The following is a 20,853-nucleotide window of genomic DNA, read 5'->3' on the forward strand; positions in this document are numbered from 1 at the left end:
CCGCTCGAAGCCGGCCCCGCCCTCCGCGCCTTCAGGTTTGTCGTTCGCGCGGTTCGTGGCACTGAGCGAGCCGCTCCCGTACCCGCCCCTGTTCCCCACCTTGCCTCGCAAGGCCTCGGGAGCACCCGCACCTATCGAGACGGATATTCCATGGCTGGGCGTATCGAGGACTACGCACTCATCGGAGACATGCAGACGGCCGCCCTGATCTGCCGGGACGGAAGCATCGACTGGCTCTGCTTGCCGCGCTTCGACTCCTCCTCTGTTTTCACCCGCCTCCTGGGAACCGGGGATCACGGCTACTGGCAGATCGGCCCCGCCCGCCCCGACGGCGCCCCGGCCCCGAATGCGGACCGACGCGGCTACCGCGGCGACTCACTCATCCTCGAATCCGAGTGGGACACCCCGACCGGCACCATCCGTGTCACTGACCTCATGCCTCCCCGTGACGGCCACAGCCCGCAGCTCATCCGGATCGTCGAAGGAATCAGCGGCACGGTTGAAGTCGCATCCGCCTGGTGCCCGCGCTTCGGATACGGAAAGCACCGGCCCTGGATCTACGAACATCAGGGCCGCACCGTTGCCATCGACGGGCCGGACGCCCTCTGGCTGGACGCCACGGTGGACACTGTCCAAAAGGAAGACGCCCTGGTCAGCCACTTCACCGTCAGCGCCGGCGATACGGTGAATTTCGCCCTCAGCTGGCACTCCTCCCACCACCTCACGACACCGGAAATCCCGGACACCTCGGCTGCGTTGGAGGCCACCGAAGAGTTCTGGCGGGAGTGGGTGGCGCGGTGCACCTACGACGGCCCGTACCGTGATGCGGTCGTCCGCTCTTTGATCACGCTGAAGGCCATGACGTACGCGCCGACCGGCGCGATCGTCGCCGCCGTGACCACCTCTCTCCCCGAGACGATCGGCGGCGTACGCAACTGGGACTACCGCTACACCTGGCTCCGCGACGCTTCGGTCACCCTGTCCGCCTTGCTGCGTACCGGCTACCGCGAGGAGGCCGAGGCGTGGCGGCAGTGGCTTCGGCGGGCCGTGGCCGGCAACCCTGACGACATTCAGATCATGTACTCGATTCTGGGCGAGCGGAATTTGCCCGAGCGGGAGTTGCCCTGGCTGCCCGGGTACGAGGGCTCCACGCCGGTTCGAGTAGGCAACGACGCTGCCGACCAACTCCAGCTCGATGTTCCCGGCGAGGTCATCGACACGCTGTATCTGGCCCATGTGCACGGCATCGCTCGGTGCGAGCGCACCGCGACCCTGCACCTCGGGCTCGTCGACTACCTCAAGCGGCGCTGGCAGGAGCCGGACGACGGCATCTGGGAAGTGCGCGGCGGACGACGCCACTTCGTGCACTCCAAGATCATGGCCTGGGTCGCGGTCGACCGCACGGTGCGCCTGGTGGAGGCTGGCGTCCTCGACGCTGACCTGGCCGAACTGGCCGAGCTCCGCGACGCCATCCACGCCGAGGTGTGCCAGAAGGGCTACGACTCCGAGCGGAACACGTTCACCCAGTCCTATGGATCCACCGAATTGGACGCGGCCCTGCTGCTGCTCCCGCGCACCGGGTTCCTCCCGCCGGACGACCCGCGGGTTATCGGCACGGTCGCCGCGGTACGCGGCGAGCTCTCGACGGACGATGGCCTGGTCCACCGCTATCCGACCGACGGCAACCAGGTGGGAGTCGACGGCCTTGCCGGTGACGAGGGGAGCTTCCTGCTCTGCTCCTTCTGGATGGTCGACGCCCTCGCGCTCACCGGCCAGCTGGAGGAAGCGCGGGCCCTGTTCGAGCAGCTGCTCGCGCTGTGCAATGACGTCGGCCTGCTCGCCGAGGAGTACGACGTGGCGTCCGGCCGCCAGCTGGGGAATTTCCCCCAGGCCTTCTCGATGATCGGCCTGATCGAGAGTGCCGTCCTGATGAGCGAGCTGGAGCGGACGGCTAGGCCGGTGATCGCCGCATGAACACGGTGCCCGCGATCGCGGACCTCTTCCCGGACACGATCACCGCCGACGCCCCGGTCGCTGTCGAGATCGGCCGCGACTGTGACACCGCGGCGATGCCCGAGCTGGCGGCACGCCGGATTCTCTCCCTGCTGGGTCACATCAACCCGCACCCGGTGGGCGCCGCGATGGCCCGCGGGAACGAGTGGGTACTGATCCTGCCGCCCCATTCCGGCCGCGGTATGTGCTGGCCCTGGCCGGTGGACCACCGCGACAGCGGAGTTCTGGCCGTGCCCCCGCTGAGCTCCGGCCCGGCCGAGGATCTCCACTGGGCCCGACTCGGCAACAACGAGGGCCGCGTCTACTCCGCCCCCCTGCCGCTGTATGCGTCCCTGCCGCTGCTCACGGCTCTTCGCCCGCAGCCTGAAGCGGGCCGCTTCGGCCTTGCCCCCGCCCGTTCACAGTCGACCCCCACTTCGCGCGAGGACCTCTCATGCTCGATTCGCTGGTGACCGCGACCGCACTGCTTGGTGGCGGATTCGCCACCACATCGGTGGGCCTCATAGTGCAGGCCCGCAGAAAGCGGGCCCTGGCCGCCCGGGTCACACCCCTGGAAGCCCAGCGGGATTCCGCGCTCGCATACGCCGGCGCGTTGGAGGCGGAGTCGAAGCATTTCGCTGAGGTGCGGATGCCCGCGTTGGTGGACGCCCTCGCCCGCGGACACCGTGGCGTGCCGGTGCCCGGACTCAGCCAGGAGCGTCTCGCCGGCAGTCCCATCGACCACGGCCATCAGACCGTGATGGGGCTGCTCCAGGAGGCCCTCACGGTCACCCGCGATCAGATCGGGCTCTCCGCGCGGTCCTCAGTGCGGGACATCATCGACGAGGCGCAGACGCACCTGCACCGCTGCCAGCTGAACGTCGTCGAAGAGATGGACCGCTACCCCCAAGGCACGACGTACCACCAGAGCCTGATGGGCTTCGACCACCTGGTCACCCAGGCCCTGCACACCCTCCAGCGCACGCGCATCCTGGCCGGCTCGTGGCCCGGTCTGCAGCGTGCGGACTGCACCTTCGGCGAGGTCGTCGAATCCGCGCGGGGACGGATCAACGCCTATCTGCGGGTGAGTTACACCTACGAGCCCGGCAGCGGCGAGACCTGGCTCGAAGGCCGTGTCGTCGAGCCGGTCACGGTGGCGCTCACCGAGCTGCTGTCCAACGCCACCGCGTACTCCGACGGCAAGGTCTTCGTCGAAGTGCAGGCGTTCCAGACGGGATTCTGCATCGTCGTCGACGACGGCGGCCTGAACATGAACGCCTATCAGCGTGAGGAGGCCGCCCGGAAGTTGTCGCGGCACACCGTGCTGGACGTGACGACTCTGCAGGACACACGCCAGCTCGGATTCGCCGTCATCGGCCGCCTCGCCGGCGAGTACGGCTTCGCCGCCGATGTCACCAGTACGTCCCCGTACGGCGGCGTGCGGGCCGTCCTTCGCATCCCGCGGGAACTCTTCGGACACGGTCCGACCGCAGAGGAGACCCAGGCGGAGCGCCGAGCAGCGGCCTCTCGGACCACAGGGCACGCCTCGGCCTCACCGACCGAGGCTCCCCCGGAAGGGGACCAGGCCGACCGACGGGGCGAGCCGTCGGACGGAAGTGTCCTGCCGCAGCGGCGCAGGCGCTCGCCCCGTCCCACGGCCCCCGTAGCCACCGGCGCGCCAGCGCCTGCCGAGGACCCCGAGGCGTTCACGCAGGGCTTTGCCCACCTGGCGGAAACCATCCGCGACCACGAGTCCAGCCCGACCGAAGGAGAGCAGTTCCGTGCCTGACCAGCAGCCCACCGCCGACACCCACGACATGTCCTGGGTCCTCAACCGACTCGCGGAGGAGAAGGGCGTTCTGCACGCCGTCCTCTTCAGCTCCGACGGCATGGTGCTGGCCCACTCGGACGGCGTCCACCGCGATGTGGCCGACCGCGCTGGGGCCAGCTCCTCGAGCATCTTCTCCCTCGGCCGGTCCATCGCAGAGCTCGCCGAAGCGAACGAGGACGAGAACACCCCCCGCAAGGTCATCATCGACCTGCCGAACCGCTGCATCCTCGTCTTCGGAGCCGGGCACAACACCGCGCTGGCTGTATCCGTCACCGCGGAGATGACCGCGCCCGAAGTGGCCGTCGCCTCCGGGGCGACGATCAAGGCCATCAAGGGCCTGGCTCCCGCGCTGTCCGCCCGGGAGCGGACAGCGTACGGAACGTCGTGACCCCCCGCGGCCGGCGGCGCGCCGGGATGGTGCGGCCCTACACCCCGACCGGGGGAAGGGCCGCGCCCACCCGCCGCACCCTGGACCTGGCCACTCTCCTGATCGCCGACCCGGACAAGCCACTGCACGGCCTGGACGCCCACTCCCGCCGGCTGATGCAGCACTGCCTGCCCGGAGTGCTGTCGCTGGCCGAGGTCAGCGCCGACCTGCAACTCCCGGCCGCTGTGACGAAGGTGCTGGTCTCCTCCCTCGTCGACAGCAGCCACCTCGTCAGCCGTGACCCCGTACCCGCCGCTCAGCAGCACGACAGACAGCTGCTGGAGAGGATCCGCGATGCGCTCATCAACCTCTGAGGGCAACTACCTGGCGCCCGGTGTCAGCCACTCGGTGAAGATCGTCGTGCTCGGCCCCTTCGCCGTCGGCAAGACCACGTTCGTCGGTGCGGTCTCCGAGATCAGGCCCACGTCAACCGAGGAACGGATGACGAAAGCCGGCGAGATCGTAGACACACTGCGGGGGTTGTCGGACAAGAACACCACCACGGTCGCGCTCGACTTCGGCCGCCTGACCCTGACCGACGACATCGTGCTCTACATGTTCGGCGGCCCCGGTCAGCCGCGGTTCGACTACATGATCGACGAGCTGATGCAGGGCGCCCTCGGCGGCGTCGTCCTGGTCGACACGGCGCGTATCACCGAGTCCTGGGACGCCATGGGGCGCATGGAAGAAGCCGATCTGCCCTACGTGGTCGCGGTCAATACCTTCGCGGCCTCCCCCCGCTACAGCGAAGCCGAACTGCGCAAGGCCCTGGACCTCCACCCGTCCACGCCCCTCATCGAGTGCGACGTACGGGAAAAGAGCTCGGCGAAGTCTCCGCTGATAGCACTCGTCTCCCACCTGCTGTCCCGTCCCAGCCTGGAGCCCGCCTCATGACATCGCCGCCCCCGCTCTCCGCGAGCGGCTGCCCCATGCTGCACGGGGCCGCTTTCGCCGCCCAGCCCCAAGCCACCTACGACCAACTGCGCAGCCAGGGACCCGTCGGCTGGGCCGAAATCGCCCCCACCGTCCACGCCCTGGTCGTCACGCAGCACCGCGCCGCCGTCACCCTCCTGAACGACACGCGCACGTACTCCAAGGACTCCCGCCGCTGGGCAGCCCTGGCCAACGGCGAAGTTCCGGGCGACAGCCCCGTGCTGGGCATGATGGCCTGGCGTCCCTCGGTCCTCTACACCGACGACCAGGAGCACGCCCGCCTGCGCTGGGCGATGGACGACTGCATCGCCCGCATCAGCCCCCACTGGCTCAGGGAGATCACTCAACGCAGCGCCCTGACTCTGATCGCCCGGATCATCGGGGACGGCCAGGCCGACATCATGAGCGACTTCGCCGACATCCTCCCCATGCTGGTGTTCGCCGAACTCCTCGGATGCCCGCCCGAGAAGTCCACCCGCATGGTGCGCGCGTGCCAGGACCTCATCAGCGCCGGCCCCGAAGCGGCCCAGGGCGCAGCCGACTTCGCAGGACTCCTGTACGAGCTCATCCAGATTCGCCGCGCCCAGCCCGGCCAGGACCTCACCTCCTGGATGATCAACCACGCCGCCGCCCTGACGGACGAGGAAGCACTCAACCAGCTGTTCTGCGCCGTCGGCGCCGGCATCATCCCCGCCGCCGCGTGCACCGCCTGGACCCTTCACCTGCTCCTGCGCGACGACGACTACGCCGGCAACCTCGCCGCCGGAACTCTCACCGTGCGCCGCGCCCTGGAGAAGGCACTGTGGCAGCGCCCGCCGATGGCGAACTTCTCCGTCCACTTCGCCCGCCACGACACCTACCTCCACGGGGCGTACGTGCAGGCAGGGACCCCTGTTCTCATCTCCCACGCGGCAGCGAACACCGACCCGGCGCTCCCCGACGGCCTCGGGTACGACAACCGCAGCCACCTCGCCTGGTCGGCGGGCCCGCACCGCTGCCCCGCGATCTCCCAGGCGACCACGATCGTCCAGACCGGTGTCGAGACCGTTCTGGACCAGCTCTGGGACATGGAGCTGATCTCCACCGACCCGGAACCCCTTCTGCGGCACGGCCCTTTCCACCAGTGCCCGCAGACGATGCCCGTCAGGTTCCGGCCCAAGTCGCAAGACCGTCTTCCCACCGCCGCTCTCGCAGGAGGTTCCTCGTGACCAGCACCCCCGCCCGGACCGCGACCGTGACACTCGACAGCAGCGGCGGCCGCCGCCTGTTCGCCCAGGCCGACGAGCTTCGGGCGGCCGGCCCGGCCGTCCGGGTCCGCATGCCGGAAGATGTCCCCGCCTGGTCGGTCACCCGCGGAGACGTCGCCAAGCGGCTCCTGACCCATCCCCATGTCTCCAAGGACGCCCGCAAGTCCTGGCCCTCCCACACCCCGGGTTCCATACCGTGGCTCTACGCCTGGGTCGACGTCGTCTCGATGTTCACCTCCGACGGCGACGACCACAAACGCCTGCGCCAACTGGTCAGCCGCGCCTTCACCCCCGGGCGGGTCGAAGCGATGCGCCCGGTCCTCCAGGCCATCGTCACCGACCTCCTCGACACCCTGGCCCACCAGGACGAGACCGCGCCCGTCGATCTGCGCACCCACTTCTCCTACCGGGTGCCCACACGCCTGATCTGCGACCTCTTCGGAGTTCCCGCCGATCAGCGCCCCGAGATGCTCCGCGTCATCGACTCCGTCCTCGCCACCGACGTCACTGCGGAGCAGGCCGAAGCGACCAAGCACGACCTCTACCAGGCCATGCAGACACTCATCGACGTCAAACGGGCCACCCCCGGCGAGGACATGACCAGCCTGCTGCTGGCCGCCCATGAGGAAGACGGTGACCGGCTCAGCCACATCGAGCTGATCTCGACCCTGATCCTGATGATCGGGGCGGGCAGCGAGACCGCCGTCGCCCTCATCAACGCCGCCGTACGCGAGCTCCTCAACCACCCGGACCAGCTGGCGACCGTTCTGGCCGACCCCCGGCGCTGGCGCGACGTCATCGAGGAAGCCCTCCGCCTCCACCCGCCGATCATGCACCTGCCCCTGCGCTACGCCACCAAGGACATCGACCTCGGCGAGGGCGTCATCATCAAGGAAGGCGACGCCATCCTGATCGGCTTCGGCGCCCACGGCCGCGACCCGGGCGTCCACGACGATCCCGAGGCCTTCCGCATCGACCGGGACGACAAGGACCACATGGCCTTCGGCCACGGCATCCACTACTGCCTGGGTGCCCCGCTGGCCAAGCTCGAAGCCGAGGTAGCGCTCCCGGCCCTGTTCGAGCGGTTCCCCCAGATCGCCCTGGCCTGCAAGGTCGAGGACCTCGAGCCGCAGCGCTCCTTCATCGGCACCGACGTCACCGCGCTGCCCGTCGTGCTGCACGCCTCGGCGTAGAAGCGGCGCCGCTACCGCGTCGGCGGAGACAGTGCTTGCCGTCCCCGCCGGCGCACCTCCACCACCCCGCGTTCGTCACACAACATCGCCGACCCAGGACTCCACATGACCACCGCCCTGCCCGCCACGACCCTCACTGCTGACCAGCGGCGCGTCGCCGCGCGACTCGTCTACGGCGTGTCCAACAAGGCGATCGCCAGCCAGGTCTGCCTGTCCGTGGATGGCGTGGCCAGCCACCTCGGTGCGGCCCGCAAGAAGATGGGCTGCCCGGGATCTTCGCGCGCCGTCCTCGTCCACACCCTTCTCGCCGCCCGGGAGGTTCCCCCACCGGCCGGCAGCGGGACGGTTCCGGCGTTCACCAAGCACGAAGTGACGGTCATACGGGCCATCGCCAAGCACACCCTCAACGCCGACATCGGGAATGCCATCGGTGTGCCGGCCGACGACGTGCGCGCCGAAATCGACGCCACCGTGGACAAAGGGAACGCCCGCAACGCAACCCACCTGGTCGGGCTGGCACACACGTGGGGCATTCTCGGCACCTCGGACACTCAGCCCGAGACCGAAGCAACGGCTACGGCGGAGCCCGCCCGATGAGCGCCCAGGGCAGCTTCCATGACGGCGACCGGCGACAATCTCCGACGGGCCGTAGGCCCACGGCGCCCGTATACGAGGTGCTGCCGATCAACACCGACGCCGCTCGCGCTGAAGCCGCGGCCCTGGCCACAGACCGCGCCCACCTGCTCGCTGGACAAGGCATAACCGTCTCCGCCGATCGCGCCAATGCCCTTCTCCGGGAAGCCGGCGCCCTTGGGTTCTACGAGGGCGGCATCCTCGTCGGCGCTCTTGTCCTGCACAGAGATCCGGATATGCGGCACTGGGGCGCCGACGGCCGCGATCCGGGACTTCTGGTCTCCCTTGACCCGGTGACGGCCGGGTCGAGCCAGGTCGGACGGATGATGACCCTGTGGCTTGCCGATTACGCGGCCAACAGCCGGCTGATGTGGATCTGGTGCGATGTTCCGTGCCAGCCCGGAGCCGCCGATGAGGCAGCCCAGTGGTTACTGAAGTACCTGTGCGACCTCGGGTGGGAGACCCGATCGCCGACCAGTCGGAGTCCGACCGGTGAACGCGTCGTCCGTCTGCGGCTGCGCGCCCACGCCAGACCCGCGCTGACAGAGGCGATCTCCGATCCGCACGCAGTCGGGCCCCCGGCGGTGAAGGCGCTATGACGGCGCTTCACCTCGTCCGCCCAAACCCGCTCCGAGAACCTCCACGCGCTGTCGATGCTGCGCTCCTGCAGCCCCGATCCCACAAGGACACATTGATGCGCTTGACGTCCTCCCCGTACGAATCCCCGTCCCTCACCTTGCCGCCGTGGGTACCGCCGCCTGGCGGCCTACGTACCTGGGGGTGCGGCGAGCACTTCGACGCCGTACGGCTCCCGGCAACCCTCGCACCTCCGCTGATCGCCTTACTACAGGCCGCCGGTGGGCACGGGCCGGTGCTCGCCGACCCCTACAGCGGCAGCTGGCACATCCTCCTCGACCCCGACACCGTCCGCCCCGGGCCGTGGGCCCGTCACGGGATACGCCTTCTGCGGCCCGGCACCCGCCTCACGATCCCCGCCGCACAAGTCACCGCCGGCACCGACCTGCACTGGCACACCCCGCCCGGCGCCGGCTACACCCACGCCGAGCTGCTCAACGGCGCGCTCACCGCTCCGTCCGGCCTCACCAGCACCCCGCGCCGCGCCGCCCCGCGCCCCAGGGCCAGCCGGTGACCAACAACGCCTCCATAGGCGCACCCGGCACCCTCCTCGGGCCTGCGCCAAGCCCTCATTCCGCCGGAAGCTCCGTGCACCCCACCACACCTCCGTACCTGATCCGTCACCTGGACGGACGTACCGAATACGAAGTGCTCAGCGCCCAGGTCATGACTTGGCGCCGAGAGCGCGAGCTGCCCGCGGAGAGCGCCCGGCCGATACTCGATTCCTTGCGCGACGAGCGCGAGATGGCCGTCCTTGTAGACACCGACGACAACGCCTTCGTCGCCTGCCTCCAACTCGATCGGACCGCTCTGGCCGCGCCGCCGTGGACGGACTCCGACACCGCTCAGCCGACACTGGCGTTGTCCTGCGCCGCTGCCGCCCCAGGCGTCGGCTACAGGATCGGCTGGCTCCTGACGATCTGGGCCCGCCATTACGCCGCCCTGTGTGACTACACCCGGGTGGCGTGCACCGTCCCCCTTCGCCACCACCGTGACTCCGCCGGCGAGCGCCTCATCGGTCATCTGGTGGACGAGTGCGGGTGGAACCGTCACCGGTCGGCGGGCCCGCCCGACGGACTGGTCGTCCTGCTGACCGCAGATGCGTGCCGCGCGGACAGTCTCGACGCCTTCATCACCACGGAGATCCCCGTACTGCCCGCAGTGTCCGCGGAGAAGGAGCCCGCTTCATGAGCAAGGTGACCCTGCCGGACAGGCCGAAAGACGGTCGGGCACTGCGGCGGCACGGCGCGGCCGTCCACTCCAGAGGGGGCGGTGCCGTGAAGACCCGGTTCTCCCTGAGCGGTGACCTCTGGCTACGGGTGTCGCTGCAGCTGACACGTCTTCTGCTCACGGTCCGCGTGCCGCCCCCGGGCTTCCGCGACATAGGGCCCTTCGCCAGCTTCAACACCCCCTCATCCCCCACCATGGCTCCGCCTGCGCGGGCTCAGTGCCGCCACGGGCAGACTGGCAACACAAAGCGCGGCCGTTGGTCGGCAGGACCCTCCAGGCCGGTGACACCGTGAGCGAGCCGTACGAGTCGAGCCCGAGTCACGCCGCGTTCGCTGCCGAACTGCTGAGCCGCGTGGAAATCACCAGAGAGCAGTGGCGCACGCCCGGGCCGGAACGCGTCCGCATGGCAGCAGATGCCCTCGCGGCCACCCAGAAGGCGCAGCAGGACAACGCCGTGGCGCTGCACCGCATCGTGGAGAGTCTCAGGCAGTGGCCGGGGCGCCGGACGGTGGGCCAGAACGCGTGCCAGGCGGCCGTGAGTATCGCGGTCCACTGCGACCACGATCCGGCTTTTCAGCAGAGGCTTCTGCGACTGCTCCAAGTGGCCGTAACAGCGGGTGAAGCCACTCGTGCCCAGCTGGCTCACCTGCACGACCGCTGCCTCGTCAACGCCAGGCAGCCCCAGCTGTACGGCACCCAGCACTGGTACCGCTCTGATGGGCAGCTCCAGCCGCACCCGATCGCCGACCTCGCGCAGCTCGACACCCGAAGGGCCGGCGCTGACCTGCCTCCCTACGCCGAGCAGGCCCGGCACCTCCGCGAGCGCCACGGGCCGCTCGGCTCCTTATCGACCTCCGCTACAGCGGACCCGATCCCCTTCTCCTTGCCCGAGAGGTGCGCGGCATGAACGAATCGATCACCGTTCTGAACTGGAATCTGGAGAAGGGCATCAACCTGGAGGCGGGCGCCCGCTGGGTCCAGGAGCAGCGCCCTGACATCTTCTTCCAACAGGAAGTCCAACCGGACCAGCTCGCCCGGGTGTCGGAACTCCTGGACATGGACGGCCATATCGCTGTCCCGCGACCCGGCAGCTCCAACGACAACGCGATCTTCGTCCGCCGCGATGGACCGCTGGTGTGCACGGAGGAATACCCGCAGGCATGGGCACCCTGGCACGCGCCGGCGAACCTCGCCGTCCGCCTCCGCGACGCTGACGGCACCCTCAGCCCCCGGCAGATCAGCGCCGTCAGCATGCACACCTGCTACTGGTCGCCCGAGCACCGCCTGACCGAGTCCCGCTGGTGCACCACTCTCGCCAAACCCGGCTGGCTGGCCATGATCTTCGGCGACTGGAACAGCTATCGCGTCGGCACGGACATCCGCTGGGACGACTACACCGACCAAGCCTTCGTCGCCAACCGCACCTACGACTGCGCCGGCCGGCGGCACACAGACGTGCGCCCCGACCGTGAACTGCTGGCGGCCGGCTACGTCGAGATGGCACGCCACGCCGCCGAGCACCTCGATCAGCCCGAAGCTCTGGCCCCCAGCTCCGGCTACCGCGACCACCCCGGCCGACCGAAAGGCCCCAGGTACTGCATCGACCGCGGATACCTCAGCGCGGAACTCGCCCCAGCCCTGACCAGCTTCACCGTCTGCGACAGCCCTGAATTGCGCCGGCTGTCCGACCACCTGCCTCTGCGTGCCGAGTTCGACTTCGCGCAGATGCGCACCATCCTGCACCGGTCTGCAGCGATGTATCAGCCGCACGACAACCGGCACGCCGCGTCGGTCCGCGGCCGCCACCCGGCGGCTGCCGGCGGTGCGGCATGACCATCACCGTGCGGCTGGGTACGTACAACCTGCTCAATGGCGGCGGTGAACGCTGGCGCGCCCAGGCGGAGTTCCTGCGGGCGCAGAACCTGGACGTCCTGTGCCTGCAGGAGGCGAAGAGGTGGGACGAGGGCGGCTACGCCCGCATGCTCGGCTTCGCCGAACTTCTTGGAATGCAGGCGCAGTTCGCCCCGTCGAATAGCCACAACTGCCACCTGGTCACGCTCTACCGGTGGCCCCGCGTGCGGTGCACGGCGTTCCACCCCGATGTCGCAGAAGGCACCTTCCACCACGTCGTCTCGCGGGCCCACCTCACCGTGGATGGCCGCGAACTCACCGTACTCAACACTCACCTGGCGCCCTTCAGCGGCAGCAGCCGCTCCCGCGAAGCCGACTGGCTGACCGAGTACGGCGCCGCCGGCCGGCGCGTCGTCCTGGCCGGAGACCTGAACGTCCAAGGTGTCGTCGACGAGGAGCTGGAGGACTGGGGAGTCATTCCGGCCGAACTGCACTCCCGCCACCGGTCGCAACTGGCCGACGGCAGCTACGGCGGCAGTGACCGCCTGGCGATGGCCAAGCTCGTGCACGCAGGCTTCATCGATCCTGTCGCGGCGCTCGGCATCCCGGTGCCACGCACGGCCGGCTACTGGAGCGACGCCGAGCGGTGGGACCACCGCTCGGATCACATCCTCCTCGCGCCGGACCTCGCTCCTGCCCTCACCGGGTGCGAGGTCCCCGATACCGAGGAAGCCCGGGGCCTGAGCGACCACCTGCCGTTCATCGTCACGCTCGAACTGCCCCAGGCGGATGCAGCTCTCACCCCCGACCGGTGAACCGCGCCGCCGCGCCCGTCCACCGTCGAGACCGTCAGCAAGGAGAACCAACACGTGACCGATGAACTGCGCGTCGTCTGTTGGAACATCGAGCACAACGGCCGCGGCCCGAGCGGAGGCGACGACCACCGCGACCTGGCCCGCGACATCCTCGCCGCCATCGAACCGCACATCGTGCTGCGCCAGGAGCTGACAGGCGCGTGGGACCGGGGGAAGGCCGACCTGTACGCCGAGGCCAACCGGCTCGGCGGCCTCACGCCGTTTATGGCCGCGCCACGCGAGGGGCGCAGCCGCAACCCCGTCGGCGTGATGGTCGATCCCGCCCTGTTCCTCGTCGACGGCGAGTTCGAGCACGACCTGGCGTGGAAGCCGATCTGCAATCCCCGTGTCCGCCTCAAGGGGTGTCCGAAGTCACTGGATCTGGCGTCGGCCCACCTGTGCCACTTCGACCCGGACATGCGCGCGACCGAGGCGAGGCGGCTCACCACGCTCGCCGACCACGGCCGGAGCGCCCTCGTCGGGATGGACGCCAACAGCTACCCGCACCAGACGGCGCTGGAGTCCGTGGCGCTCCCGGACTGGGACAAAGTCGCGGACCGCGTCCACTACCAGCACCGCACCATCGAGCGCGACGGCTGCCGCGTCTCGGACACCCGGCCGGATGAGATCCTCTCCGGCGGCGATCCGGTCTTCACCGATCTCGGCCTGCACGCCGCCACCACCCTCGGCCGGCCCGGCGCGCTCGCGGCGACGGCGAGTCTGAAGCGCACCGACCAGGGGGCGGCTCAGCGCATCGACCGCATGTACTGCACCCCCGATCTCGCCCCGGCCCTCATCGGCTTCGACGTCCTGGCGACCGACGAGGTGCGGGAGGTGTCCGACCACGCCCTGCTCGTCGCGCGGTTCGACCTCAACGTCCTCCGCCAGGTCCTCACGCCTGCCCGCTGACACTTCTATCTCTGGGGGAAATCTCCATGCTCATCAACGCGGCGATCTGCAACTTCGAGAACAACGGCGGCGGCGACCGCGCACTGTGGCAGCGGATGCACGACAAGTTGGCGTCGCTCGACCTGCATCTGCTCCTGCGGCAGGAGGTGTGGAACGCGCAGGACGACGGCAACGCGCTCGCAGACGCGGCCGAAGCCGTGCTCGGCATGGCCGGACTGATCGGCCCCGAGTGCTGCACCGCCCTCTACCACGACACCAACCTCTTCACCCCCGTCGGCGAGTTCCCGAAGACCGGCCCCATGTGGGTGCTCCCGCCGACCGTGCGCAGCCTGCAGCTCGCTGGCACAGCCCCTGGCGCGGTCCCGTTGATCGTGGGCTCGTACCACCTCAACTACGGCTCCACCACCACGCGCCTGTCGGAGGCCGAGCGGCTGACCCAGTGGAACGACAGATGGGTCAAGGTCGATGGCCGGCGCGTCCACTACCCGGCGCTGCTCGGCGGCGACAACAACAGCTACCCCGTGCCCGGCACCCCGGGGGATCCGGCCCTGCCCGTCCTGGAGGAGATCCCCGACAAGCCCCACCGGGCGCACCGCTCCTACATCGGACTGGACAACGTGCGCCGGATGGACGACCGACCGGACGACACCCTGCGCACCGCCGGCCTCCAGGACGTCGCCCGCCACCTCGCCACCACCGCGGGCAACACCGCCGCAGTCGCGCCGACGGTCGACGCCTACGAAACGCACGGGCCGGACTCGCGCATCGACCGGATCTACGCCAGCAAGCAGCTCCTGCCTGCCGTGCGCGAGGTCGAGGTCATCAATATGAAGGGCTTATCCGACCACCACACGGTCGTGGTGCGCCTGGACCGGGACACCCTCACCAACATCCTCAACAACCCGATCAGCCGCACGGCATGACCGAAGGCCACGGCGGAAGGCACACGCTCCGCATGCCCCGCTCCCTGGTCGCGCGCATTGCCGCGCCGCTCTGCCGTCCCTCGCCCCAGGGGTGTGCCGAGGACTACACCTGGTTCCGGCAGCGCCTTGCCGAACCGGACCTCCTCGACTGCGCGGTCGCTGTGAAGGTGGACGGCGACGTGCTCCTCGCGGTGCCCGTCGGCGGCACCCGCAGGGGTGGCTACCTGTCCGTGGGCACCGTGACCGACGCCGTGCGTGTCTGGGCGGCCCTTCGGGGTCGACCTGGCTTTCCGCGTATCCGGCTCGGCCTGTCGGTCTACTTCGACACCTGTCACACCGTCGACTGGGGCCCTCGACAGCCCTGGGACGACGCAGAGCGCGGCAAGTACTTCGGGTACGCGCCGTCCGCCATCCACGCCTTTCTCCGTCACGTCTCGATATACGACCAGCATCCCGAGCCCGCAACGGGCGAGACGGACCCGATCGGTGGGCGGACCGGGCAGCAGGATCCGCTGCTGTCGGCGACCCGGGGCACCTGGCCGGCGATCGGCACTCCTTCACCTCTCGTCATCCGCCGTATCTCGAAGGACCAGCGATGACCGTCAGCCGGACAACGCTGGTCCTGGAGAGCGTCGGCCCACAGGCCCGCCGAAGCCGCAGCAAGCCGAGGCACCCGGGCGCACGGGGCCCAGCCGTCGACGCTCCGGTTCTCTTCCTGTCCCCACCGGGATGGGCGGCGCGACGATGAGTCCGAGATCGGAGCGCAACGAGGTCTTACTCAAGCACCTTGAGATGCTGGACTGGTCGATGAGCGGCTTCGCCCGCCGGATCGGCGCACGGTGCGAAGCGATCCGTCTGCCCTATTCGGTGGTCACGAGCACCGTCTCGCGGTGGTGCAAGGGCGCGACGCCCGGCGACGACCTGGCAGCCGCCGCATGTTACGTGCTGTCGGCAGCGCTGAACCGGGTCGTGACGCCGGAGAGCTTGGGCTGGCCGTCTGACACCGGCCTGGTCGCGGCACAGTCGTTGGAGTACTTGGACGTCCCCCACGCCGTGCGCATGCTCTCCAAGCTGTGGGCCTTGGATGCCATGCGCAGGCGCAACGTGGTCAAGAGCGCGTTCTCTCCGAGCGTGTTCGGTCCTGCGTCGCGGGAGGCACTCGTGATGCCGGCGGACGCCGTTATCGGTGGCCAGGGACGGCACAAGGTCACGGCGGCGGACATCGACCTGCTTGACGAGCAGACCAGGTTGTACGGAAGGCTGGACTCGCAGCACGGCGGGGGCAAGTTCCGCGGGGTGTTCGCGTCGATGATGGACACGCACGCCACGCCGATGTTGAACGGGAGCTTCTCCGCGCGGACCGGGCGCCGGCTGTACGGCAGCGTGGTGGACGCGGTACTCGCGATGGCGTCGATGGCCTACGACGACCAGCTCCCCGGCCTGGCCCAGCGATACGACCTTCAGGCGATGCGGCTCGCCCAGGCGATCGGCGACCGCGCCCGCATCACCCGGGTCCACATCCACCAAGCCCGACTGGCTGCAACCCAGGGCGGGCGGGCCGACGTCCTCGCGCACGCCCGCAGTGCTGTCCTGGCGGCCGAGGGGACGCCTCCCCTCGTCAGGGCCTACGCGTGCGTGACCGAAGCGCGAGCATGGGCGCTGAACGAGCAGACAGACCATGTCGTGGCTGCGGTGAAGCGTGCCCGCGAGTTCTTCGCCCGCGCTCAGAGCAGCACCGGCCCGACCTGGCTGGAGTGGTTCGACCTGCGCGAGTTGGAGGGGCAGGCGGCATGGGCATTCGCTGTGGCAGGGCTGGCCGAACAGGGGGTACAGGCCCTGAAGGAGGCGTCGGCCCTTCCGTCGGACCGGACACGGGACACGGTTGAACTCCTGATCACCGAGGCCGAGCTGGCCCGGCTGCGCGGCGACTCGGCTGAGCACGCGACTGCCTCGAAGCGCGCCTCCCAGGCGTCCCAGCACCTGATGAGCCGGCGGCTCTCCGAACGTCTCGACCACTTGAAGGCAGGCGAGCCGCTACGCGGCTTCTGACCTGTGCTGTACGCATCCGAGGCCAGAGGCCGCCACGTCGTGCTCTGACCCGGCTGCGAAACCCGCCTGCCCTGGGCGTCTGTCAGCTTGTCGGGAACAGGCTCCGGTAAATCCAGTGGGCCCTGAAGGGACCGCCGTGGTGCGGGGATTCCAGGGAGCCGTGGTGGCCTTCTCCATTCGGGGTGTGCAGTGCGGCACTGAGTTGATAGTCCGGATGAACCCCGTCGTCGCTGAGAGCGGCCGCGAAAGTGAGTTCCAGGACGTCTCCAGGAGCGACGGGCCTGGGGCTGTCGAAGAGCGGCAGGTAGATGGTGGCCCAGTTCGTCTTCATGTGCAGGGCATCCAGTGGCTCTTCGTCCGGCAGGCACCAGAGATTGAGCCATGTGAGCACGCCGTCCACGCGGCCGGGCCGCGTGATGACCAAGCGCGTTGTCCTGCGCTGCTCCGTCCGCAGATCGCCGTTGAAGTCGAGCACCTCGACGGGCACGCCTTCGGAGAGCAGCGCCCCGATAGAGGGGTTTTCGACCCTGAGCCGCACGTCGAAGGGCGTGCCGTGCCAGTCGAAGATGCTCCGTAGGTACGGAAGGGATGCCTCGGCGAACGCCACCGGCTGCTCGGGAAGCAGATCGGACAGGCAGGCTGCTGCGGCCAGGGTCTCCGCGCGGTGGGGCACCACGAGTCCCCCGGGCGCCAAGAGGCGGCTCCGGGCATCGGTCAGGACGGCCGCCGCGCCTTCGGCGCCCGCCAGGGAGCCGATGATCTCCGCGACGCAGACATCGGCTCTGGGCGCGAACTGGAGGTTGGTCGACTGGCCGTGCAGGAGCGTGATCCGGTCCTGTGGGTCGAAGGCCGACAGGTTTGCCGCCGCCTTGTGGAACGCGTCCTCAATGACCTCGATGGCCACAGCGTGCCGGGCGCCCGCCTGGACTCCTTCGCGCGCCCAGAGAAGGTCTTGTCCAGTCCCGATGTCCAATATGCGCCTGTTGGGGGCGAGGTGGGACAGTGCCGTGCGGAAGCGCTTGTTGCGTTCGTCGTCGGTGGTCATGGTCGTGTAGAGGAACGGGTCGTAGATGGGGTACTCCCCCACGCTCGGCCACAGGGCGGGACGTCCTTCCTGCTCGGGTTCGGGGTCCACGCTCACGCGTACGGGGCGCCCGTGTGTCTCGATTTGGTGGATGTTGTGCATGGTCGGCCTTTCACGGTGGTGCTCAGCAGGGTTCGGTCTGGCGCCCGCAGGAGCTGTCGGGCCTGGTCTGCGTGTCCGAGTGCTGGCGGGAGGCTCAGCCGCTCGCATCGTCGGGCCAGGTGATCTTGACCGTGGTGTCGAGCGGAGGCCGTTCAGCGGAAGTGCCGGGCGTACAGCGGGTGCCGACGTACAGCCAGCCCAGCAGCTGCTCCCCATCGGCGACGCCGAGGTACTTGCGGACCTGGGGGGCCTGGATTGCGGACCCGGTGCGCCAGATCGATGCCCAGCCGTGGCTGTGCAGGAGCAGCGACAGCATGGTGACCATGCCGGTGGTGGCGGCCAGCTGCTCCCAGTCGGGAACCTTCGGATGGTCGGGTACAGGGCAGTGCACGATCGACAGGAGCAGCGGGGCGCGTAGAGGCTTCGCGGCGGCGCGCCGGGCCTGCTCCGGCGCGGCGGCTTCGCCGAGCACCTCACCGAGTCGGGCCCGCTCGTCGCCGGTCACCGCGATCAGCCGCCATGGGTGGAGTCGCCCGTGGTCGGGTGCGGTGGCCGCGGCCTGGACGAGGCGCTCCAGGTCGTGGCGGCCGGGCGCGGGCTCGGTCAAGCGGGGGGTACTGCGCCGACTGAGGACGGCTTCCAGAACCGGGTTCGGAGGCGGGGTCATCCCGTGGCCTCTCGGGCGGGGTCACGCTCGGATTCGGCGTGCGGGGACGGGGTCATCCTCGGGTCGTCGCCGGCAACGCGCCTGAGTATCGGGGCGGTGGCTGCGGTGGTGATGACGGTCATGACCACCAGGAGGGTGAACAGGGGCTCGCTGATGACGCCGATCTGGATGCCGATGCCGAGCACGACGAGTTCGGTCAGGCCGCGGCAGTTCATGAGCGTGCCGACGGCGGCCGACCAGCGCCAGTCGAAGCCGGTGAGCCGCGCTGCGCCGGCAGCGCCGCCCCATTTGCCGATGACGGCGATGCCCAGGATCGCCGCTCCCCAGCCCCACTGTCCGGCCGGCAGTGTGGAGAGGTCGGTGTGCAGGCCGGTGTCGACGAAGAACAGCGGCAGCAAGAGGGGAAGGACGACAGCGCGGATGCGGGCGGCGCTGCGCTCGACGGCCCGGAGGCCCCGGGGCGCGCATGCGCCGAACAGGAAGGCGCCGAAGGCGGGGTGCACGCCGATCTGGTCGGTGGTGTAGGCGCTGAGGCACAGTCCGGCGAAAAGCAGGACCAGGACGAGGTCGTCGGAAGTGCGGCCGGCGCGTTCGAGCAGGGCGCGCAGTGCCGGGCGCAGGGCGGTGAGGCCGGCGGCGAAGGCAGCGGTCAGGGCGAGGGTGGTCAGGGCCGACAGGGCGGTGCCGGAGGTGGACAGGGCGACGACCGCGGTGAGCAGGCACCAGGCGAGAGCGTCGTCGGTGGCGGCGCAGGCCAGGGCGAAGGCACCCAGGGGCGTGGTCTCCATGCCTCTGTCAGCGAGGATCCGTGCGAGGACCGGGAAGGCCGTGATGCTCACGGCGACGGCGACGAACAGGGTGAACGGCAGCCGGCCGACCCCGTCGGGGGCGAAGTGCGGGTAGAGCGCCGCGGCCAGGCCGGCGCCGAGGGCCATGGGGAGCAGGACGCCGCTGAGGCTGACGGCGGCGACCGCGCCTCGGCTGGTGCCCAGGGTACGGAGGTCGAGTTCCAGTCCGATCAGGAAGAGGAACGTTAAAAGGCCCAGGTTGCCCAGGGCGGAGGTGATGGGCAGGACCGAGGGCGGCAAGAGATGGTGCTGGACGCTGGGGGCGAGCCAGCCGAGCAGCGAGGGTCCGAGCAGGATCCCGGCCAGGACTTCGCCGATGACCGGCGGCTGGCCGAATAGCCGTACGGCGCTCCCGCCTACCTGGCAGGCGAGGACCACGACCGGGACGGCGAGGAGCACGGGCAGCAGCGAATCGGACACGGCAGCTCCGGGAGTCGGGGCGGATGGCCGCGCGGCGGGACGGCAGGCGGGCGCCGGGCGGGGGATGGAGTGGATCAGGCGCGGGTCAGCGGCAAAGTGGTGCAGCGAAGCGAGCCGGGGATGCGGGTGACCTCGGAGTAGTCGACGGCCAGGACCTCGAGTCCGCGGCCAGCGAGCTGCGCGGCGATGCGGTCGCTGCCGACGGCGATGATCACGGTTCCCGGCGCGAGCGCCAGGACGTTGGCCTGCACAGCACGGGCTTCGTCGTCGTGGACGTCGATGAGGTCGAAGTGCTGCTCGAACCAGCGCAGTTCGGCGGGCGGGAAGACGGCGCGGTGGATGAGGGCGGTGTCGGGGGCGACGATGGTGAAGTGGTCGTCCAGGTGGACGATGCCGTCGACGGCGAAGCGGACCGGGCGCACTTCGCGGGCGACGCCGTGGTGGGACAGAGCCTGTTGCAGCGCCGTGACGCCCTTGGGGGATGTCTCCTCACCGAGGCCGACCAGGACGGTGTCGGTGTGGAGGATGACGTCACCGCCCTCGATGGTGCCCTCGTCGAGATGAACGACGTGCGGGGCCTCGGTCATGAGCGCGGTGAGCGCGTCAGCCTCCGGGAGGCGGTGAACCGAGTTCAGGCGTGCCATGACCAGGACGTGGTCGATGACGAAGGCGATGTCGCGGGGGTAGTGCTGGACCGGGCAGCCCGGCGCCGCGTCGAGGAGGGTCACCTCCGTGCCGCGGCTGCGCAGCAGGTCGATCAGGGTGTCCTGCTGGGCGCGGACGGTGGCCGGGTCGTACGGCCTCCAGGAACTGGTGGTCTTCTGGCGGGCCAGGACGGGATGGACGTCGGGACCGTCGAGGTCGGGGGTGACATCGCCGGCGTAACGCAGAGCGACGTGGCGCAGGGCGCCGTACTCGCTGGTGGCGTGCGGGATGAGCACGATGAGCCCTCCTGGGTCTGGTGCTGGGCGGGTCGAACGGCGAGACGGACGCGGCGCAGACGAGCCCAGGAGGGGCGGGGTCC

Annotated in this window: 23 protein-coding genes; 19 read left to right on the forward strand and 4 right to left on the reverse strand. The window is 69.7% G+C overall.

The window, feature by feature from the left end; translation table 11 throughout:
- Positions 1–150 precede the first annotated feature (150 nt).
- The 19 genes from OHB41_RS09865 to OHB41_RS09955 all read left to right on the forward strand — a co-directional run bounded on the left by OHB41_RS09865 (position 151) and on the right by OHB41_RS09955 (position 16,708).
- Positions 151–1,974: a glycoside hydrolase family 15 protein gene (locus OHB41_RS09865; RefSeq protein WP_266697479.1), complete on the forward strand. Its 1,824-nt coding sequence runs from the start codon at positions 151–153 to the stop codon at positions 1,972–1,974.
- Positions 1,971–2,465 carry a hypothetical protein gene (locus OHB41_RS09870; RefSeq protein WP_103546311.1) on the forward strand — a complete coding sequence of 165 codons (495 nt, stop codon included), beginning with the start codon at positions 1,971–1,973 and terminating at the stop codon, positions 2,463–2,465. Before OHB41_RS09865 ends, OHB41_RS09870 begins: the two co-directional genes overlap by 4 nt.
- A complete protein-coding gene (locus tag OHB41_RS09875; RefSeq protein WP_266697480.1) occupies positions 2,447–3,781 on the forward strand; it encodes a histidine kinase in 1,335 nt (444 codons plus the stop codon). Before OHB41_RS09870 ends, OHB41_RS09875 begins: the two co-directional genes overlap by 19 nt.
- Positions 3,774–4,211 carry a roadblock/LC7 domain-containing protein gene (locus tag OHB41_RS09880; RefSeq protein ID WP_024127134.1) on the forward strand — a complete coding sequence of 146 codons (438 nt, stop codon included), beginning with the start codon at positions 3,774–3,776 and terminating at the stop codon, positions 4,209–4,211. The genes OHB41_RS09875 and OHB41_RS09880 overlap by 8 nt, the downstream gene beginning before the upstream one ends.
- Before the next feature lie 26 nt (positions 4,212–4,237).
- On the forward strand, positions 4,238–4,564 hold the full coding sequence (locus OHB41_RS09885) for a DUF742 domain-containing protein (RefSeq protein WP_006378932.1): 327 nt from the start codon (positions 4,238–4,240) through the stop codon (positions 4,562–4,564).
- On the forward strand, positions 4,545–5,144 hold the full coding sequence (locus tag OHB41_RS09890; RefSeq protein ID WP_266697481.1) for a GTP-binding protein: 600 nt from the start codon (positions 4,545–4,547) through the stop codon (positions 5,142–5,144). The genes OHB41_RS09885 and OHB41_RS09890 overlap by 20 nt, the downstream gene beginning before the upstream one ends.
- Complete coding sequence (locus tag OHB41_RS09895) at positions 5,141–6,391, forward strand: cytochrome P450 family protein (protein WP_266697482.1); 1,251 nt, start codon at positions 5,141–5,143, stop codon at positions 6,389–6,391. Before OHB41_RS09890 ends, OHB41_RS09895 begins: the two co-directional genes overlap by 4 nt.
- The gene (locus tag OHB41_RS09900; protein WP_266697483.1) at positions 6,388–7,623 is read left to right on the forward strand and encodes a cytochrome P450 family protein; all 1,236 of its coding nucleotides are present in this window, start codon (positions 6,388–6,390) and stop codon (positions 7,621–7,623) included. Before OHB41_RS09895 ends, OHB41_RS09900 begins: the two co-directional genes overlap by 4 nt.
- Before the next feature lie 105 nt (positions 7,624–7,728).
- On the forward strand, positions 7,729–8,220 hold the full coding sequence (locus OHB41_RS09905) for a LuxR C-terminal-related transcriptional regulator (RefSeq protein ID WP_190148949.1): 492 nt from the start codon (positions 7,729–7,731) through the stop codon (positions 8,218–8,220).
- Positions 8,221–8,297: 77 nt separating this feature from the next.
- Positions 8,298–8,855 carry a hypothetical protein gene (locus OHB41_RS09910; RefSeq protein WP_266697484.1) on the forward strand — a complete coding sequence of 186 codons (558 nt, stop codon included), beginning with the start codon at positions 8,298–8,300 and terminating at the stop codon, positions 8,853–8,855.
- Between the two features lie 95 nt (positions 8,856–8,950).
- A complete protein-coding gene (locus OHB41_RS09915; RefSeq protein ID WP_024127140.1) occupies positions 8,951–9,406 on the forward strand; it encodes a hypothetical protein in 456 nt (151 codons plus the stop codon).
- 152 nt (positions 9,407–9,558) lie between these two features.
- Positions 9,559–10,083 (forward strand): hypothetical protein, encoded by a 525-nt coding sequence (locus OHB41_RS09920; RefSeq protein WP_229878000.1) that lies wholly within the window; start codon positions 9,559–9,561, stop codon positions 10,081–10,083.
- A gap of 328 nt (positions 10,084–10,411) precedes the next feature.
- Complete coding sequence (locus OHB41_RS09925; RefSeq protein ID WP_052350916.1) at positions 10,412–11,029, forward strand: DUF6624 domain-containing protein; 618 nt, start codon at positions 10,412–10,414, stop codon at positions 11,027–11,029.
- The gene (locus OHB41_RS09930; protein WP_266697485.1) at positions 11,026–11,955 is read left to right on the forward strand and encodes an endonuclease/exonuclease/phosphatase family protein; all 930 of its coding nucleotides are present in this window, start codon (positions 11,026–11,028) and stop codon (positions 11,953–11,955) included. The genes OHB41_RS09925 and OHB41_RS09930 overlap by 4 nt, the downstream gene beginning before the upstream one ends.
- The gene (locus OHB41_RS09935; protein ID WP_200723513.1) at positions 11,952–12,788 is read left to right on the forward strand and encodes an endonuclease/exonuclease/phosphatase family protein; all 837 of its coding nucleotides are present in this window, start codon (positions 11,952–11,954) and stop codon (positions 12,786–12,788) included. The genes OHB41_RS09930 and OHB41_RS09935 overlap by 4 nt, the downstream gene beginning before the upstream one ends.
- Positions 12,789–12,842: 54 nt before the next feature.
- Positions 12,843–13,736, forward strand: coding sequence for an endonuclease/exonuclease/phosphatase family protein (locus OHB41_RS09940; RefSeq protein ID WP_212728764.1), 894 nt, complete (start codon positions 12,843–12,845; stop codon positions 13,734–13,736).
- A 26-nt stretch (positions 13,737–13,762) separates the two neighbouring features.
- A complete protein-coding gene (locus tag OHB41_RS09945) occupies positions 13,763–14,659 on the forward strand; it encodes an exonuclease/endonuclease/phosphatase family protein (protein WP_212728765.1) in 897 nt (298 codons plus the stop codon).
- Positions 14,660–14,691: 32 nt separating this feature from the next.
- Complete coding sequence (locus OHB41_RS09950; RefSeq protein ID WP_266697486.1) at positions 14,692–15,258, forward strand: DUF6302 family protein; 567 nt, start codon at positions 14,692–14,694, stop codon at positions 15,256–15,258.
- A 145-nt stretch (positions 15,259–15,403) separates the two neighbouring features.
- Complete coding sequence (locus OHB41_RS09955) at positions 15,404–16,708, forward strand: NsdA family TPR-like regulatory protein (protein ID WP_024127148.1); 1,305 nt, start codon at positions 15,404–15,406, stop codon at positions 16,706–16,708.
- 82 nt (positions 16,709–16,790) lie between these two features.
- Here OHB41_RS09955 and OHB41_RS09960 read toward each other — a convergent pair whose 3' ends face one another.
- From OHB41_RS09960 to OHB41_RS09975, 4 genes are all read right to left on the reverse strand, one after another.
- On the reverse strand, positions 16,791–17,753 hold the full coding sequence (locus OHB41_RS09960; RefSeq protein WP_258040108.1) for an SAM-dependent methyltransferase: 963 nt from the start codon (positions 17,751–17,753) through the stop codon (positions 16,791–16,793).
- A gap of 235 nt (positions 17,754–17,988) precedes the next feature.
- The gene (locus tag OHB41_RS09965; protein ID WP_006378663.1) at positions 17,989–18,561 is read right to left on the reverse strand and encodes a nitroreductase family protein; all 573 of its coding nucleotides are present in this window, start codon (positions 18,559–18,561) and stop codon (positions 17,989–17,991) included.
- Positions 18,558–19,829 carry a cation:proton antiporter gene (locus OHB41_RS09970; RefSeq protein WP_266697487.1) on the reverse strand — a complete coding sequence of 424 codons (1,272 nt, stop codon included), beginning with the start codon at positions 19,827–19,829 and terminating at the stop codon, positions 18,558–18,560. Before OHB41_RS09970 ends, OHB41_RS09965 begins: the two co-directional genes overlap by 4 nt.
- A gap of 74 nt (positions 19,830–19,903) precedes the next feature.
- Positions 19,904–20,770 carry a dimethylarginine dimethylaminohydrolase family protein gene (locus OHB41_RS09975; protein WP_006378929.1) on the reverse strand — a complete coding sequence of 289 codons (867 nt, stop codon included), beginning with the start codon at positions 20,768–20,770 and terminating at the stop codon, positions 19,904–19,906.
- Between the last annotated feature and the right edge of the window lie 83 nt (positions 20,771–20,853).

This window comes from Streptomyces sp. NBC_01571 (genome assembly GCF_026339875.1).
GTDB lineage: Bacteria > Actinomycetota > Actinomycetes > Streptomycetales > Streptomycetaceae > Streptomyces.

Excerpts from the sequence above, each read along its gene's own strand:
- OHB41_RS09945 (WP_212728765.1), top strand. The coding sequence starts at position 13,763 with ATGCTCATCAACGCGGCGATCTGCAACTTCGAGAACAACGGCGGCGGC.
- OHB41_RS09905 (WP_190148949.1), top strand. The coding sequence starts at position 7,729 with ATGACCACCGCCCTGCCCGCCACGACCCTCACTGCTGACCAGCGGCGC.
- OHB41_RS09960 (WP_258040108.1), bottom strand. The coding sequence starts at position 17,753 with ATGACCACCGACGACGAACGCAACAAGCGCTTCCGCACGGCACTGTCC.
- OHB41_RS09920 (WP_229878000.1), top strand. The coding sequence starts at position 9,559 with ATGACTTGGCGCCGAGAGCGCGAGCTGCCCGCGGAGAGCGCCCGGCCG.
- OHB41_RS09935 (WP_200723513.1), top strand. The coding sequence starts at position 11,952 with ATGACCATCACCGTGCGGCTGGGTACGTACAACCTGCTCAATGGCGGC.
- OHB41_RS09955 (WP_024127148.1), top strand. The coding sequence starts at position 15,404 with ATGAGTCCGAGATCGGAGCGCAACGAGGTCTTACTCAAGCACCTTGAG.
- OHB41_RS09875 (WP_266697480.1), top strand. The coding sequence starts at position 2,447 with ATGCTCGATTCGCTGGTGACCGCGACCGCACTGCTTGGTGGCGGATTC.
- OHB41_RS09885 (WP_006378932.1), top strand. The coding sequence starts at position 4,238 with ATGGTGCGGCCCTACACCCCGACCGGGGGAAGGGCCGCGCCCACCCGC.
- OHB41_RS09895 (WP_266697482.1), top strand. The coding sequence starts at position 5,141 with ATGACATCGCCGCCCCCGCTCTCCGCGAGCGGCTGCCCCATGCTGCAC.
- OHB41_RS09965 (WP_006378663.1), bottom strand. The coding sequence starts at position 18,561 with ATGACCCCGCCTCCGAACCCGGTTCTGGAAGCCGTCCTCAGTCGGCGC.
- OHB41_RS09870 (WP_103546311.1), top strand. The coding sequence starts at position 1,971 with ATGAACACGGTGCCCGCGATCGCGGACCTCTTCCCGGACACGATCACC.
- OHB41_RS09950 (WP_266697486.1), top strand. The coding sequence starts at position 14,692 with ATGCCCCGCTCCCTGGTCGCGCGCATTGCCGCGCCGCTCTGCCGTCCC.
- OHB41_RS09890 (WP_266697481.1), top strand. The coding sequence starts at position 4,545 with ATGCGCTCATCAACCTCTGAGGGCAACTACCTGGCGCCCGGTGTCAGC.
- OHB41_RS09930 (WP_266697485.1), top strand. The coding sequence starts at position 11,026 with ATGAACGAATCGATCACCGTTCTGAACTGGAATCTGGAGAAGGGCATC.
- OHB41_RS09865 (WP_266697479.1), top strand. The coding sequence starts at position 151 with ATGGCTGGGCGTATCGAGGACTACGCACTCATCGGAGACATGCAGACG.
- OHB41_RS09915 (WP_024127140.1), top strand. The coding sequence starts at position 8,951 with ATGCGCTTGACGTCCTCCCCGTACGAATCCCCGTCCCTCACCTTGCCG.